Here is a 13181-nt window from a genome sequence, read left to right as displayed (position 1 = left end):
AACCATGAACGGCGCAAAGCTGCGCGCCCGGCTGCAGGCCGGCGAAGCCATCTCGATGTTTACGCCGCACCACTCCTCTTCGGGCCTGGCCGCCCGGCTGGTGGAGCTGGGCGCGGATTCGGTCTTCGTCGACTGCGAGCATGGCACTTGGAGCTTCGAGGATGTCAGGATGACTTCCCAGATCGTCCGCTCGGTCGGCGGCGCTGCAATCGTCCGCCCGCATTCGCACGAACGTCCCGTCATCATCCGCTATTTGAATGCCGGCGCCGATGGGATCATGGTGCCGATGGTCGAGACTTCAGAACAGGCGCGCGCGATTGTCGATGCCGTCCGTTATGCCCTGCCATCCGATTACGAAAAGCGGCTGGTGATCGCCATGGTCGAGGCGCAGGATGCGATCGCCAATCTGGACGAGATGCTTCGTGTCGATGGCATCGACGTGTTCTTCATCGGTCCCGGCGATCTCTCCCAGGATATGGGTTATCCGCCGGCTCCGCCGTTCGGCGAGCCGCGCCCGGCAGCTGTGACGGACGAGGTCGCCCGCGCCGTCGGCAAGATTCGCGCCGCGGGCAAGATTGCCGGTACGCTCGTGACCGCCGAGGAACTGCCGCACTGGCGGGAAAAGGGCGTGCAGTTCTTCTATATTCACTCGGACCCGTTCCTGCGCCGCGGCCTCGCCGGCGTCAGGCAGGCGCTCGCCTCATAGTGCAGGTGCATGGGCGCGCCGCCACTATGGCGGCATTGTTCCGTATCAGGAGGTCTGGCGAAGCGCCGCGACGACGCGGTCGGCCATGAAAGCGCAGCGGGCGCCATCGAAGGGATACAGCGCCGAGAAGGCGCCGGACAGCCGTTTTTCAATCGACTGGCGCATCATCTTCCGCGCCCGGTGCAGCCGCGTCTTCGCGGTTTCGGGTCTTATGCCGAGATAGGATGCGGCCTCGTCGGTGCTCATGCCCTCGACATCCCGCAGCACGAAGATGGCGCGAAAGTCATCCGGCAGTTCGTCGACCGCCTGTTCCAGCAATTGCCGCGCCTGGCTCCGCGACAGCTCGGTTTCCGGATCTGTTGCCGATAACGAGGATGGAAACTGCACGACCTGGCCACCCGCCGATGTCGCCTGCATGTCGATTTCCTCCAGTCCGGTGGTGTTCTTTTGCGCGCGGACCCGGCCCAGCGCCTCGTTGAGTGTAATTCGGGTCAGCCATGTCGAAAGCTCGGCCTCACCCCGGAATGCCGACAGGCTGGCGAAGGCCTTGATGTAAGACGCCTGGACGACATCTTCCGCCTCCGCATCATTGCGGATGACGGCGCGCGCGGTGCGGAACAGCCGCTGATTGTGACGCTGGATGATGGCGCGGATGGCGACCTCGTCGCCGATTTTTGCCAGCGGCACGAGGTCGGCGTCGGCAAGTGCCGATGGGAGCGGTCGATGTCGTGTGACCGGAACCGGAATGGCTGTCATGGAAAATCTCCGCTACCCCGTCTTTCCAGGAGCCCGGCCTATGGCCGGATCTCCAGTGTGCCCGTCATGGCGGGATGAAAGCGGCAGTAGAAGTCGACCGCTCCCGCTCGGCTGATCGTCACGCGGCCTTCCGATTTCGGCGGCAGGTCGATATCGAAGCTCTTGTCACGCGCCGTTGCCGTATGCCGGAATATATCATCATTTCGCCAGATGATCACATCGCCGACATGCAGTTCGGCAGGCGGCGCGCTGAATTTCATGCCCGTGATGGTGACCTGATATTCTGCCGCCGATGCTGCCCCGACCCAAAATACGAACAGCAGCGGCAGCGATTTCATCAGCAGGTTCATCGCAACTACTTCATCATCGAGGCAAGATGCTCGGCATGCATCTGGTGCTGCTTGAACAGGGTCAGGCCCGTTTCCAGGAGCGACTTCAACTCCTTGTTCTGAGCCGAGGGGATCAGCACCGTTGAAAGCGCTGAGTTAACCGATTTGTGATAGGCGACTTCGTTTTCGACATAGGCCTTGTCGAAGGCCGCGCCGTCGAGAGCCTCAAGCGTCTTCAACTCCTTGCTTGCTTGAGCCGAGAGCGACTGGCTGATCTTGTTGTCTTCGGGCGTCACCTTCAACTGCTTGACGAGGGCGAGCGCCTGGTCGTTGACGGCCTTGTGGTCACGTTCCATGGTCTTGGCGAATTCGATGACTTCGGCATTCTTGCTTTTCTTCAATGCCTGTTCAGCGGCGGTGACATCGATCTGCCCCGCGGTATAGGCGATATGGGCGATCTGAGGGTCGGTCGGCTTGGCATCGGCGGCGAGTGAAACCGTGCCGATCGAGGCCGCTATCAGGGCTGCACCGAAAATCTGTTTCAACATGATCTGTCTCCCTTGTGTCGTGTGAATGCCTTCCGCAGCGCCGGCGCGTCTTTGGAAGCAGACATTGGATGCAGATGCGGCGAAAAGGTTCCCGGAAATTTGTCGTGACGCCAGGATCAAGTGGAACCTGCCCGAAGTGCGTGTCGATCACGCGGATATGATAAGAAAAACGAATGCCGATGAACCGATGAGGTCATGCTTGGTCTGTGCGAAGGTGACCGAAGAGGCTACTGCTCATTTGCGCTCGAAGTCAGAGGACATCCGCAAGGCTTTTCGGGGGGGGCCTAATGGTCGCGTCCGGATGATTCGCCGCGGCTTAATGATGCTGCACGATGCTTGGTTTGCGGAGGATGAATGAAGCGGTTTTCGAGCCTCCGAACCCTGTTCGTCGCACCGATCGTCCTGATAGGGCTCGGCGCTCCAGCGGCATCGGCGGGGCAGAATGAATGCGCCGGCCGTGCGGCAGACATCATTCGGCGTGCCTATCCGAGCGCGACAAATGCCGACGATGGTACTCTTCTGTTCGAGGGGGCAACCATCACGCTACCCAAGGACGATAGTGTTGATGGCGATCCGCATGCGGTGATCTGCCGGGTTTGGCCGGCTCAGCCCCAGCTGATGCTGATTGCGGTCCCATTGATGACAGAGCAGTCGGATTCGGAAAACGAAGGGGATATCGAACTGCTGGTCGCCGATAGCACCAACCTGAAAATAATGCAGCGGCTGCGTCTTGACGGATTTATGTCCGACGACGCCGTTCGAGTACGAAGCGTCGCCTTCGATACCGCACGCTATCAGCTCGCTCCGGGGAAAACGGCTTTCGGTCTGCGTGTTTCGCTGGAAGGCAGCTCGCGCGCCAATCCATTTGGTGAAACCACCTTATGGCTCTTCTCGATCGAAGGTGATCAGCTGAATCCGGTTCTCGACAACATTGTCGTCGGCGAGATTCATGGAGAATGGGATACCGTGTGTGCCGGTGAGTTTAGTGAAACGACGCGCACGCTTTCGATGGTTCCGTCAGCGAAAGCTGCGGTTGCCGACATCGTCGTCACCGAGAAGACGACGACATCCGTCGATACGGTCGGAACGGATAATAGTTGCAACAGCGAAGACAAGACGACGATCGACAAACACCGGCTGCAATACGACGGATCGGGATATGGCGTTCCGAAAGACTTGAAGCGGGTCGAATAGGAGGAGTTGATCGGAATGGTGGTCGAGGCTGCGCATCGAACCGGCTGCGGCGATCGGAGCCTACAGGCTGCTGGATCATGGTCAAAACACGCTGACGCTGTCCGTTCTGCGCGGCAAATATCCGACTTTAGAGGCAAGGAAGGACTTTTTTAAAGCGTTGCTGCCTTGGATGGTCCTGTTTTGGCAGGGGGCCGGTTTCGCTCACACATAGCAGCGATGCAATCGGTCAGCAGGAAATACGATATGGTGCAAGGCATCTATGCCCTTATGATCCACCGCAAGTCCGGCGGCGATGCATGCGCAGAGGCTCGGCGTCTGTGGTCGAAACAATGAACGGCTCCGGACCGAATACGACCTATCAGGGCCGGGATATCGGCGATCTCGATCCGGTAGATCAAAAAGCCAAATTCTGCGCTGAAATCGCAGCATTCGCCAATGCCGCCATGGATGGAAATCTGACGCGGCGAATGAATGCCGACTACACCGATCCGGATCTTCGCCGCTCGGCCGCGCTACTCAATGAACTGATTTCATCGATCGACGACAATCTCTCCGACTTCAACGATGCGATGGCGGCCTTCGCCCACGGGGATCTCCGCGTCGGCATGCGGGACAAACACCGTGGGGCGTTCAGGCCGTTGCAGAAAAATTTCAATCTGGCCGTCGCAACGATCCGCACGGTGCTGGGCGAGCGCGGCTCGGAGCGGTTCACGGACAAGGCCACAAAATTTCGGCGGATGATGGCGGCGGTGAGAGTAAATGCGGTTGTCGCCGATATTCGGGCCTCCGACGAAGATTCGCGGTCGGTTCCCTCGCCGCCCCACGATCTCTGGCTGAAGCTTGCCGAGGCTCTGCGCGGTTCCTCGGTCTGAAGGGTCGCGGCGGGCAGCGGCGAATGTCACCGGCCCAAATTCTGATCGCGCCACAACCGGGATGGCCGTGGCGCGCTCAACCTTCGGGCCGATTGCCGTCCCCAGCGGAAACCTTGCCGCCCCTCAGAAGGGATAATGCTGGGCGGAATCCTCGACGGTGATCCAGCGCAGATCGGTGAACTCGGCGATGGCCGCCTTGCCGCCGAAGCGGCCGTAGCCGCTGCCCTTGACGCCGCCGAAGGGCATTTGCGCCTCGTCGTGCACGGTCGGGCCGTTGATGTGGCAGATGCCGGATTCGATCCGCGCCGCAACCGCCATCGCCCGCTGGATGTTGCGGCTGAAGACGGCGGATGACAGGCCGTATTCGGTGTCGTTGGCGATGCGGATTGCTTCCTCCTCGCCCGAGACGCGAATGATCGGCTTGACCGGGCCGAAGGATTCTTCCGCATAGACGCGCATATCAGGCGTGACGTGATCGAGCAGCGTCGCCTCGACCACGGTGCCGGAGCGCTTGCCGCCGGCCACGAGTTTTGCGCCCTTGGCCGTCGCGTCGGCGATCAGCTCCTCCATTTTCTTGGCGGCGTCGAGGCTGATCAGCGAGCCGAGCACGACATGGCCGCGCGGGTCGCCGGCCGGGAGCTGGCTGGCGCGGGCGGCGAGTTTGGCGACGAATTGATCGGCGATCGAGCTATCGACGATAATCCGCTCCGTCGACATGCAGATCTGCCCCTGATGCATGAAGGCGCCGAAAGTGGCGGCATTGACCGCGCCGTCGATATCGGCGTCGTCGAGAATAACCAGCGGGGCCTTGCCGCCGAGCTCGAGAAGGGCAGGTTTGAGGTGCTTGCCGCAGGTCTCGGCGATGATCTTGCCGACTTTGGTCGATCCGGTGAAGTTGACGCGCTTGACGGCCGGATGGGCGATCAGCGCGGCGACGATCTGAGGTGCATCTTCCGGCGCATTGGTGATGACGTTGAGGACGCCGGCCGGCAGGCCGGCTTCCGTCAGCACCGTTGCAATCAGCCGGTGCGTGCCCGGGCATTGCTCGGAGGCTTTGAGGATAGCGGTGTTGCCGCAGGCGATCGGCATGGCGATGGCGCGGGTCGCCAGGATGACAGGCGCGTTCCAGGGCGCGATCGCCAGGCAGACGCCGGCAGCCTGACGAACGCCCATGGCGAGCGTGCCGGGTTTGTTGGAGGGAATGATTTCGCCTGAAATCTGCGTCGTCATGGCGCCGGCCTCGCGCAGGATGTTGGCGGCGAACATGACGTTGAAGCCGGCCCAAGGCGCGGTGGCACCGGTTTCCTCGATCATCAGCCGGGTAAATTCGTCCACCTTGGAATCCATGATGTCGGCGGCCTTCATCAGGATCGCGCGGCGCTGGCCGGGGCCGGTCTTCGACCAGGCGCCGAAAGCGGCGGACGCGGCGTCGACGGCGGCGGCGGCATCCTCCAGGCTCGCGGCGGCGGCGCGGCTGGCGAGCTTTTCGGTGAAGGGATCGATGCGGTCATAGGTTCGGCCGTCGGAGGCCGGGCGGTCCGCGCCGTTGATCAGGAGGGAAATATTCATCGTGGGTCTCCTTTGATAATGACTAGAAGCCGAGGACGTCGGCATTGATGGATGCTTCGAGGCCGCCGTCGACGGCAAGATTGGCACCGTTGATCCAGCGCCCGCCATCCGAGCAGAGGAAAAGCACGGCGGGTGCGATATCGGCGGCAGTGCCGGCGCGGCCGACGCGGGTGATGTCGCTGTCGACCCTGGCATCGCCGAGCACGGCGCGGAACTGTTTGAGGATCGGCGTTTCCACCGGCCCCGGGCTTACCGCATTGACGCGGATACCGCGGTTCTTGAACAAGGGCTGGTGCGCCGCGCGCATGGTCCAGAGCAGCAGCAGCTCCTTGGAAAGCGGATAACCTTCCTCGTCCCTGAGGCCATGTTCGGCGGCGACCGCCGAGACATCGGGAAAGCCTTCAATGCCGGTCAGGATCTTTGCCCGATCGAGATTGGCGCGCCAGCCGTAGCCGGCAATCGAGGCGACGTTGACGATGGCGCCGCCTTCGCGCAGGCGCGGCGCCATGGCTTCCGACAGGGCGCGAAGGCCGTAGAAATTGACGGCGAGCGTCGAGACGACGCCGGTATTGCCGGAAAGGCCGGCGACATTGGCGAGCGCATCGAGCCGCGCCGGGAGCCGTGCAGCGATCTCGGCTACGCCCGATGGCGTGGATAGATCGCCCTTGATGAAGGCGGCACTTCCATTCGCCGGTTCGCGGACATCGACGCCGATCACCTCGGCGCCCATCTGGCCGGCCAGTTCCGCCGTGCGCGCGCCGATGCCGGACGCTACACCTGTTACCAGGATCGTTTTACCAAAAAGCATGGATGTCACCTTTCGCAAGAGAAACTGGAGACGGGCTCATTCTTTCCATTTGATCTTGATCGGACCGGGCAGTTTCAGCCGGTAGCCGACGGGCAGAAGCTGAAAATCGAAGCGGCGTCCGACTTCGCCCCAGAGGCCGCGTGGGAGGTAGAGGGAGAAGATCAGGGCGGTGGCGCCGAGGCCGATCAGATACCAGACGCCGGCTCCGCCGAAGAAGGTCTCGATGAGGAAGAACAGGATGGCGCCGAGGATGGCGCCTTCGAACTTGCCGATCCCGCCGACCAGCACCATGAAGATCATGTAGGCCGTCCACTGGACACTGAAATAGGTCTTCGGCTGGAAGGTGGTGGCGGTCGCCAGCCACAGGCCGCCGGCGATCGCAATGCCGAAGGCGGCGAGCACGAAGAGCAGCCTCTTGGTCGCGGTCACCCGCACGCCGACCGAGGTCGCCGCCTCCTCATTGTCGCGGATCGCCTGCATGGCGGCACCGGCGCGGCTGCGCATCAGCATGAAGAGGGCGCCGAGCAGGGCCGCCATGGACGCGAGCGCAAGCCAGTAGATCGTTGCCCGCCGCATACCGCTGTCATAGAGGTTGAGCGAGATCAGCGAGGTTCCGGTTTCGCCCTGGATCAGCCGGTCGAGATTGACGAGCAGGTGGGCGAGCTCGGCCACGACCCACATGCCGATCGCGAATTCGCCGCCCTTCAGCCGCAGCATGAAGAGCGAAAGCGGAATCGACAGCGCGCCGGTCACGATCGCGGCGGCAAAGACCGAGACGAAGGGGTCGAGCCCGGCATCGGCGAGGCGAATGGTGAAATAGGCGCCGAGGCCGAAGAACACCTGCTGGCCGACCGAGACCAGCCCGCCGAAACCGGCGAGCGCATTCCACATGGCGGCAAGGATCACGTAGATGAAGAGGGCCGTCAGCCTGTCGATCGCGCCGGCGCCGAGCACGGCGGGGGCGAGCGCCAGCAGGGCAAGCACTGCGGCCATCGAGCCAAGCGCCAGCCGCGAAGCTCTCGTCCAGCGCTCTATCGATATTCCGTTGGAGACGAATGTCATGTCGGGCTCCGAAGACGGGCGCGAAAATTCAGAAATGCGCCGAGCTTGTCGAGTTGAGGCATGCCGAAGCGGGACAGCCTGACGAAAAGGACCAGCAGAAACACGGCATGGCCGCCGATCAGAAAGCCTTGCGGGTGCAGCTGTGCGCCGAGCGATTGGGCGAGGCCGAGAATGATGCCGCCGGCAAGCGTGCCCCAGAGCGATCCCGCTCCGCCAATCACGGCCGCCTCGAAGGCGAAGAGAAGCTGCGGGCCGCCGGCATAGGGGCTGAACGTCGCCCGCATTCCGAGAAAGGCGCCGGCGATCCCGATCGTCACCATGGTGATCGCGGTGGCGACGGCATTCACCCGGCGCGCATCGATGCCGACCAGCCCCGCCGTATCGGGATCTTCGGCCGTGGCGCGGATGGCGCGGCCGAGCGCAAAGCGGCTGAGGAAAAACTGCAGCGCGCCGAGAAGGAGGACCGCCGTCACCATCATCATCACGGCAAGCTTGCCGACGAAGATGTGGCCCGGCAGCTGCCAGGACGCATAGGAAAGGTTGCCGATGAAGGGCGCGAGCGATCGTGTATCGGCGCCGAACTGTTCGAACAGCAGATTGTCGATGACGATCGACACGCCGAAAGTGGTGAGGATCGGCAGCAGCGTGCCGCCGCGGGCGCTGCGTTCGAGGATGAAGCGCTGCAGCAGCCAGCCGATCACCGCCATGACGGGCAGCACGATCAGCAGGCCGGCAAACGGCGGGATGCCGGCCTTGGCGGCGAGCAGCCACAGCCCGTAGGCGGCCGCGACCGCCAGACTGCCATGGGCGAGATTGATGATCCGCATGACCGAAAACATGAAGGAAAGGCCGCAGGCGATGACGGCGTAGTAGCCGCCGAGCAGGATACCCTGGATGAGGGAGTTGATCATGATGGGCTCCTTTCGCCGGCTGCCCGGTGCAGCCCGAAATAGGCCTGGGTGACGTGTTCGCGGGTGACGGCGCCAGCCGGCCGGTCGAGCACGATGCGTCCTTCCAGCATGCAGACGACACGGCTTGCGACGCTCATGGCGCGGGCAAGGTCCTGCTCGACGAGCACGATGGTTGTTCCCGAGGTCAGCAATGCCTGCAACTGGGCATAGACGCGGTCGACGACGAGCGGCGAAAGCCCGAGCGAGACTTCGTCAAGCAGCAGAATATCCGGGTTGCTCATCAGCGCACGGCCGATGGCGGTCGCCTGCTGTTCGCCGCCCGAGAGGTGCCCTGTCTTGGCATAGCGGCGGGGTTTGAGGTTCGGGAAGGCGTCGAGGACGCGGTCGATGCTCCACTCGCCCTTGCGGCCGCAGCTCTCTCCGAGAAGCAGGTTCTCTTCGACCGTCATCTGTGAAAACAGCCGCCGGCCTTCCGGCACCAAAGCGATGCCCTTGGCGATCCGTTTGTGGGAAGGCACGGAGGCCAGGTCTTCATCGTTGAGAAGAACGTGCCCGGCAGACGGAAGGTGGGCGCCGGCGATCGATCGGAGCAGCGTCGTCTTGCCCGCGCCGTTGGCGCCGACCAGCGCCAGCACCTCGCCCTTGACGATATCGAAACTGACGCCGCGCACCGCCTGGAGCAGGCCGTGGCGGACGTCGAGGTCGCGGATGGAGAGAAGGCTCATGCCGGCGTCCCTCCGAGATAGGCTTTGACCACCTCAGCATTGCTCATGACCGCTTTCGGCTCGCCATCGGCGATGATCCGGCCGGCATCCATGCAGATCAGCCGTTCCGCCACCTGCAGCAGGATATGAACGATATGCTCGATCCAGACGATGCCGATACCGCGGCGGCGCAATTCGAGGATGGTTTCCACGAGCTCGCTCGCCTCGCCATCGGTCAGGCCGCCGCCGATCTCGTCGAGCAGCAGCAGCCGCGGCTGCGTAGCAAGCGCACGGGCAAGCTCCAGGCGTTTGCGATCGAGAAGGCCGAGCGTGTCGGCCGGGCGGTTGGCGACGCCAAGCATGCCGCAGAGCGAAAGCGAATCCACCACACGCTCATAGGCTTCGTCGCGGCTTGCGGCATGGCCGTGCGATGCGGCGACGAAGACATTTTCGAAGGTCGTCATGCCGCTGAAGGGTTTGGGCACCTGATGGGTCCGCACCAGCCCGGACCGGCAGCGCTCCGCCGCCGTCCGGCCAGTGACGTCGGCGCCGTCGAAGGTGATGGTACCGGCACTTGGCGGGAAGGCGCCGGCGAGCACGGAGAGCAGCGTGGTCTTGCCCGCGCCGTTCGGCCCGACGATGCCGACCGCATCGCCATCGCCCATGGAAAAGTCCAGGTTCTCCAGGACGACGAGGGCGCCGAACTGCTTGTGGATCCCTTTGGCCGAGAGAAAGGCTCCTCCCGGCCGATTTTGAGCTAGCTGCTGCACCGTGCGTTACCCGTTATAAGCGATGAGCTTGGCGCCGACCGGGACATTGGGATCGGTGGCGTTTTCGGTGACGACATAGTCGAGCGCGAATTTCGAGCCTTCCGGCGCCTTCACCCATTGCGTGCCGATGATTGGCCCCGGCGAGACATTGGCGACGGGACCGCTGGTGAAATCGACCTTGCCGGCGATCGTGGTGGTTTTCAGCGTGGAAATCGCCTTGGCGACGGCTTCCTTGCTCTTGACGTCACTGCTCGCCTTCAGCGCATCGAAGCCGGCATCGAGAAGCGCCAGGCTGGCGCCCAACTGCTGCGTCCACTGCTTGCGGCTTGCCGTTTCATAGCCGTCTGCGAGTTCGGTTCCCGACACGCCCGTCAGCGTGGATTTGTAAGGGAAGGCCTTGTGCCAGTAGGCGGCGCTGCCGATGTTCATCCCGAGATCGCCGAGCGCCTCGATGTCGGAGGGAAACAGGCCCGTCTTGGCGACCTGGCAGATCTTGATCTGCTGGGTGAGGCCTTGCTGGGCGGCCTGACGCCAGAAGGCGGCGAAATCGGGCGGGATCGGAAAGGAGTTGAAGATCTCCACGCCCTCCTGCCGGAAGAGAGCGATCTGCGCGGTAAAATCGGTCGTTCCGGTTTCATAGGCGCCGGGATCGACGATGGTGAAGCCGGCCTTGGCAAGGGCCGGCGCCAGATGGGCGCGGATCGCGTTGCCGTCGGCGTCGTTCGGATACATGACGCCGACCTTCTTGTTGGTCTCGATCAGGTTCCACTGCGAAACATAGGCTTTGTGGAATTCTTCAACGCCAAAGCCGAAATGATAGGTCCATTTGAACGGGGAGGGCGCGCCCGGCTTGGCGCCGCGGCCGAAATACCAGGCCTCCCAGGGCATGACGGTGGACAGGCAGGGAACGCCGGCCGCCTCACAGGCATCGGCAACCGGATTGATGCGGGCGTCGACACGGCGAGCATCAGGTCGACCGCCTGGTTGTTGATCAGCTCCTTCGCGAGCTGGCCGGCGCGCGACGGATCGGACTGGGTGTCCTCGTCGAGAATCTCCACCTTCCAGGTCTTGCCGCCGGCTTGCAGGCCGTTCGCCAACGCCTTGCGCGCGAGGTCCAGCACATAGCCGTCCGTCTCGCCGAAGCCGCCGAGCGGGCCGGTGCGCGGGCTGATGAAACCGACCTTCAGCGTGTCGCCGTCAGCGAAAGCCGTGCGGCCGGACAGCGCCAGTGCCGCGCTGCCTGCCGCGGCCGATGCAATGAAAGAGCGGCGGGTCAGTGTCGCCGCGTTGAATTTTCCGTTCATGAAATCATTCCTCCCTCTCGATGCGGGCCTCCCGCCCGTTTCGCTGTTCATTCCGGCCGAGCTGTGGTTCAGATCGGGTATTGCCGTTTTCCCGATGCCATGGTGACCCATCTGAGCTCGGTGAATTCGTCGATCGCCGCCTTGCCGCCGAAGCGGCCGTAGCCGCTCGATTTGACGCCGCCGAAGGGCATTTGCGGCTCGTCGGAAACCGTGGCTTCGTTGATGTGGCAGATGCCGGATTCCAGCCGCATGGCGACGGCAAGCGCCGCATTGACATCGGCGCTGAAGACCGCGGCCGAAAGCCCGTATTCATTGTCGTTGGCGACCGTTACGGCCTCGTCGACGCTGCCGACCCGGATGATCGCCGCGACCGGCCCGAAGCTCTCCTCGCGGTAGATGCGCATGGCCGGCGTCACGTGGTCGATGACGGTCGCATCCATCAGCGTGCCGTGGGCCTCGCCGCCGCAGACCAGGACCGCGCCCTTCTGCAGGGCATCGTCGATCAGCGACCTGACGCGGCGCACGGCCTCTGCATTGATCAGCGTGCCGAGCGGCGTATTGCCTTCCCCGGGATGGCCTGCGACGAGGGCGGCCGCCTTCGTCCTGAACTTGCCGACGAAATGGCCGGCGATCTCGTCCATCAGGATGATCCGTTCGGTCGACATGCAGATCTGACCCTGGTTCATGAAGGCGCCGAAGGCGGCGGCACTGACCGCCTCGTCGATATCTGCGTCGGCAAGCACGATGAACGGCGCCTTGCCGCCGAGTTCGAGCAGGCAGCGCTTCAGATGCCTTGCCGAGGATTCGGCGATGATCCTGCCGACACGGGTGGAGCCGGTGAAATTGACGCGGCGCACGGCCGGATGGGCGATCAAGGCATCGACGACGGCGGCGGCATCGCCCGGCGCATTGGAGACGACATTGACGACGCCGCGCGGGAAGCCGGCGTCGCGCATGATGTCGCCGATCAGGCCATGGGTCTTCGGGCAGAGTTCGGAGGCCTTGAGCACGACCGTGTTGCCGCAGGCCAGCGGCATGGCGACGGCGCGGGCGCCGAGAATGATCGGCGCATTCCAGGGGGCGATGCCAACGCAGACGCCGGCCGGCTGGCGCACGGCCATGGCGAGGCTGCCGGGAATGCCCGACGGAATGAGTTCGCCTGATATTTGCGTGGTCATCGCCGCCGCCTCGCGAAGAATTTCGGCGCCGAGCCCGCAATTGATCGCCGCCCATTGCGCAGTTGCGCCGGTTTCCCCGGTCATGGCGGCAGTAAGCTCCGGCGTGCGGGCCTCCAGCAGATCGGCCGCGGCATTCAGCAGCCGGCGCCGTTCGACGGGGCCTGTCTGCGACCAATCGGGAAAGGCGGCAGCGGCGGCATTGGCGGCCCGCGTCATGTCGGCGACGGATCCCGCCGACGCGACCGTTGCGACATCGCCGGTCAGCGGATCAATGCGTTCGAAGGTCGCCCCTTGGGAAGCCTCCATCGCCTCGTTATTGATCATCAGCTTTGCCGAAAACACCGTTGTCCCCATCCGCCGCGAAGCAGCGCTTGCATTGTTGCCAGGGGGAGAAGACGCGCGGACGCAGCAGCCTGAAGGCTGTCTTAGCGTTGCCGCGTCTGTCGGAATGCCTCCTCCCAAAGGCTGAT

Annotated in this window: 14 protein-coding genes and 1 pseudogene; 4 read left to right on the top strand and 11 right to left on the bottom strand. The window is 63.5% G+C overall.

Translation table 11 applies throughout. The features are described from left to right. Positions 1 to 4 precede the first annotated feature (4 nt). Entirely contained in the window at positions 5 to 706 is a 702-nt protein-coding gene (locus ATY75_RS01465; RefSeq protein ID WP_088936164.1) for an aldolase/citrate lyase family protein, read from the top strand. 45 nt (positions 707 to 751) lie between these two features. On the opposite strand, the gene ATY75_RS01460 is transcribed toward ATY75_RS01465, so the two are convergent. The 3 genes from ATY75_RS01460 to ATY75_RS01450 are packed head-to-tail and all read right to left on the bottom strand — an operon-like array spanning position 752 to position 2339. Further along, entirely contained in the window at positions 752 to 1462 is a 711-nt protein-coding gene (locus ATY75_RS01460) for an RNA polymerase sigma factor (protein WP_088936163.1), read from the bottom strand. 38 nt (positions 1463 to 1500) lie between these two features. Further along, the gene (locus ATY75_RS01455) at positions 1501 to 1812 is read right to left on the bottom strand and encodes a cupredoxin family copper-binding protein (protein WP_088936162.1); all 312 of its coding nucleotides are present in this window, start codon (positions 1810 to 1812) and stop codon (positions 1501 to 1503) included. 5 nt (positions 1813 to 1817) lie between these two features. Next, on the bottom strand, positions 1818 to 2339 hold the full coding sequence (locus ATY75_RS01450; protein ID WP_088936161.1) for a DUF4142 domain-containing protein: 522 nt from the start codon (positions 2337 to 2339) through the stop codon (positions 1818 to 1820). 64 nt (positions 2340 to 2403) lie between these two features. Here ATY75_RS01450 and ATY75_RS01445 point away from each other — a divergent pair, with 64 nt between their 5' ends. The 3 genes from ATY75_RS01445 to ATY75_RS01435 all read left to right on the top strand — a co-directional run bounded on the left by ATY75_RS01445 (position 2404) and on the right by ATY75_RS01435 (position 4405). Further along, positions 2404 to 2697, top strand: a complete 294-nt coding sequence (locus tag ATY75_RS01445; RefSeq protein ID WP_088936160.1) for a hypothetical protein — start codon at positions 2404 to 2406, stop codon at positions 2695 to 2697. Further along, positions 2694 to 3533, top strand: coding sequence for a hypothetical protein (locus tag ATY75_RS01440; protein ID WP_088936159.1), 840 nt, complete (start codon positions 2694 to 2696; stop codon positions 3531 to 3533). Before ATY75_RS01445 ends, ATY75_RS01440 begins: the two co-directional genes overlap by 4 nt. A 296-nt stretch (positions 3534 to 3829) precedes the next feature. Further along, complete coding sequence (locus tag ATY75_RS01435; RefSeq protein WP_245317520.1) at positions 3830 to 4405, top strand: chemotaxis protein; 576 nt, start codon at positions 3830 to 3832, stop codon at positions 4403 to 4405. A gap of 123 nt (positions 4406 to 4528) precedes the next feature. On the opposite strand, the gene ATY75_RS01430 is transcribed toward ATY75_RS01435, so the two are convergent. The 8 genes and pseudogenes from ATY75_RS01430 to ATY75_RS01395 all read right to left on the bottom strand — a co-directional run bounded on the left by ATY75_RS01430 (position 4529) and on the right by ATY75_RS01395 (position 13065). After that, positions 4529 to 5974 carry an aldehyde dehydrogenase gene (locus ATY75_RS01430; protein WP_064844752.1) on the bottom strand — a complete coding sequence of 482 codons (1446 nt, stop codon included), beginning with the start codon at positions 5972 to 5974 and terminating at the stop codon, positions 4529 to 4531. Positions 5975 to 5996: 22 nt separating this feature from the next. Continuing rightward, the gene (locus ATY75_RS01425) at positions 5997 to 6782 is read right to left on the bottom strand and encodes a coniferyl-alcohol dehydrogenase (RefSeq protein ID WP_088936157.1); all 786 of its coding nucleotides are present in this window, start codon (positions 6780 to 6782) and stop codon (positions 5997 to 5999) included. Positions 6783 to 6818: 36 nt separating this feature from the next. After that, positions 6819 to 7844 carry a branched-chain amino acid ABC transporter permease gene (locus ATY75_RS01420; protein ID WP_088936156.1) on the bottom strand — a complete coding sequence of 342 codons (1026 nt, stop codon included), beginning with the start codon at positions 7842 to 7844 and terminating at the stop codon, positions 6819 to 6821. Beyond that, positions 7841 to 8755 (bottom strand): branched-chain amino acid ABC transporter permease, encoded by a 915-nt coding sequence (locus ATY75_RS01415; RefSeq protein WP_088936155.1) that lies wholly within the window; start codon positions 8753 to 8755, stop codon positions 7841 to 7843. The genes ATY75_RS01420 and ATY75_RS01415 overlap by 4 nt, the downstream gene beginning before the upstream one ends. Continuing rightward, positions 8752 to 9480, bottom strand: coding sequence for an ABC transporter ATP-binding protein (locus ATY75_RS01410; RefSeq protein WP_088936154.1), 729 nt, complete (start codon positions 9478 to 9480; stop codon positions 8752 to 8754). Before ATY75_RS01410 ends, ATY75_RS01415 begins: the two co-directional genes overlap by 4 nt. Beyond that, complete coding sequence (locus ATY75_RS01405) at positions 9477 to 10229, bottom strand: ABC transporter ATP-binding protein (RefSeq protein ID WP_012555840.1); 753 nt, start codon at positions 10227 to 10229, stop codon at positions 9477 to 9479. Before ATY75_RS01405 ends, ATY75_RS01410 begins: the two co-directional genes overlap by 4 nt. A gap of 6 nt (positions 10230 to 10235) precedes the next feature. Further along, a pseudogene (locus ATY75_RS01400) lies at positions 10236 to 11533 on the bottom strand (ABC transporter substrate-binding protein). Positions 11534 to 11601: 68 nt separating this feature from the next. Then, complete coding sequence (locus ATY75_RS01395; protein ID WP_088936153.1) at positions 11602 to 13065, bottom strand: aldehyde dehydrogenase; 1464 nt, start codon at positions 13063 to 13065, stop codon at positions 11602 to 11604. Between the last annotated feature and the right edge of the window lie 116 nt (positions 13066 to 13181).

The organism is Rhizobium sp. N122 (assembly GCF_002211295.1).
In the GTDB taxonomy this organism is placed as follows: domain Bacteria; phylum Pseudomonadota; class Alphaproteobacteria; order Rhizobiales; family Rhizobiaceae; genus Rhizobium.
Note: the sequence above shows the minus strand (reverse complement) of the source record. Positions and strands in the feature narration are given on the sequence as shown.

Excerpts from the sequence above, each read along its gene's own strand:
- ATY75_RS01415 (WP_088936155.1), bottom strand. The coding sequence starts at position 8,755 with ATGATCAACTCCCTCATCCAGGGTATCCTGCTCGGCGGCTACTACGCC.
- ATY75_RS01450 (WP_088936161.1), bottom strand. The coding sequence starts at position 2,339 with ATGTTGAAACAGATTTTCGGTGCAGCCCTGATAGCGGCCTCGATCGGC.
- ATY75_RS01435 (WP_245317520.1), top strand. The coding sequence starts at position 3,830 with ATGCGCAGAGGCTCGGCGTCTGTGGTCGAAACAATGAACGGCTCCGGA.
- ATY75_RS01460 (WP_088936163.1), bottom strand. The coding sequence starts at position 1,462 with ATGACAGCCATTCCGGTTCCGGTCACACGACATCGACCGCTCCCATCG.
- ATY75_RS01420 (WP_088936156.1), bottom strand. The coding sequence starts at position 7,844 with ATGACATTCGTCTCCAACGGAATATCGATAGAGCGCTGGACGAGAGCT.
- ATY75_RS01465 (WP_088936164.1), top strand. The coding sequence starts at position 5 with ATGAACGGCGCAAAGCTGCGCGCCCGGCTGCAGGCCGGCGAAGCCATC.
- ATY75_RS01395 (WP_088936153.1), bottom strand. The coding sequence starts at position 13,065 with ATGGGGACAACGGTGTTTTCGGCAAAGCTGATGATCAATAACGAGGCG.
- ATY75_RS01425 (WP_088936157.1), bottom strand. The coding sequence starts at position 6,782 with ATGCTTTTTGGTAAAACGATCCTGGTAACAGGTGTAGCGTCCGGCATC.
- ATY75_RS01430 (WP_064844752.1), bottom strand. The coding sequence starts at position 5,974 with ATGAATATTTCCCTCCTGATCAACGGCGCGGACCGCCCGGCCTCCGAC.
- ATY75_RS01440 (WP_088936159.1), top strand. The coding sequence starts at position 2,694 with ATGAAGCGGTTTTCGAGCCTCCGAACCCTGTTCGTCGCACCGATCGTC.
- ATY75_RS01455 (WP_088936162.1), bottom strand. The coding sequence starts at position 1,812 with ATGAACCTGCTGATGAAATCGCTGCCGCTGCTGTTCGTATTTTGGGTC.
- ATY75_RS01410 (WP_088936154.1), bottom strand. The coding sequence starts at position 9,480 with ATGAGCCTTCTCTCCATCCGCGACCTCGACGTCCGCCACGGCCTGCTC.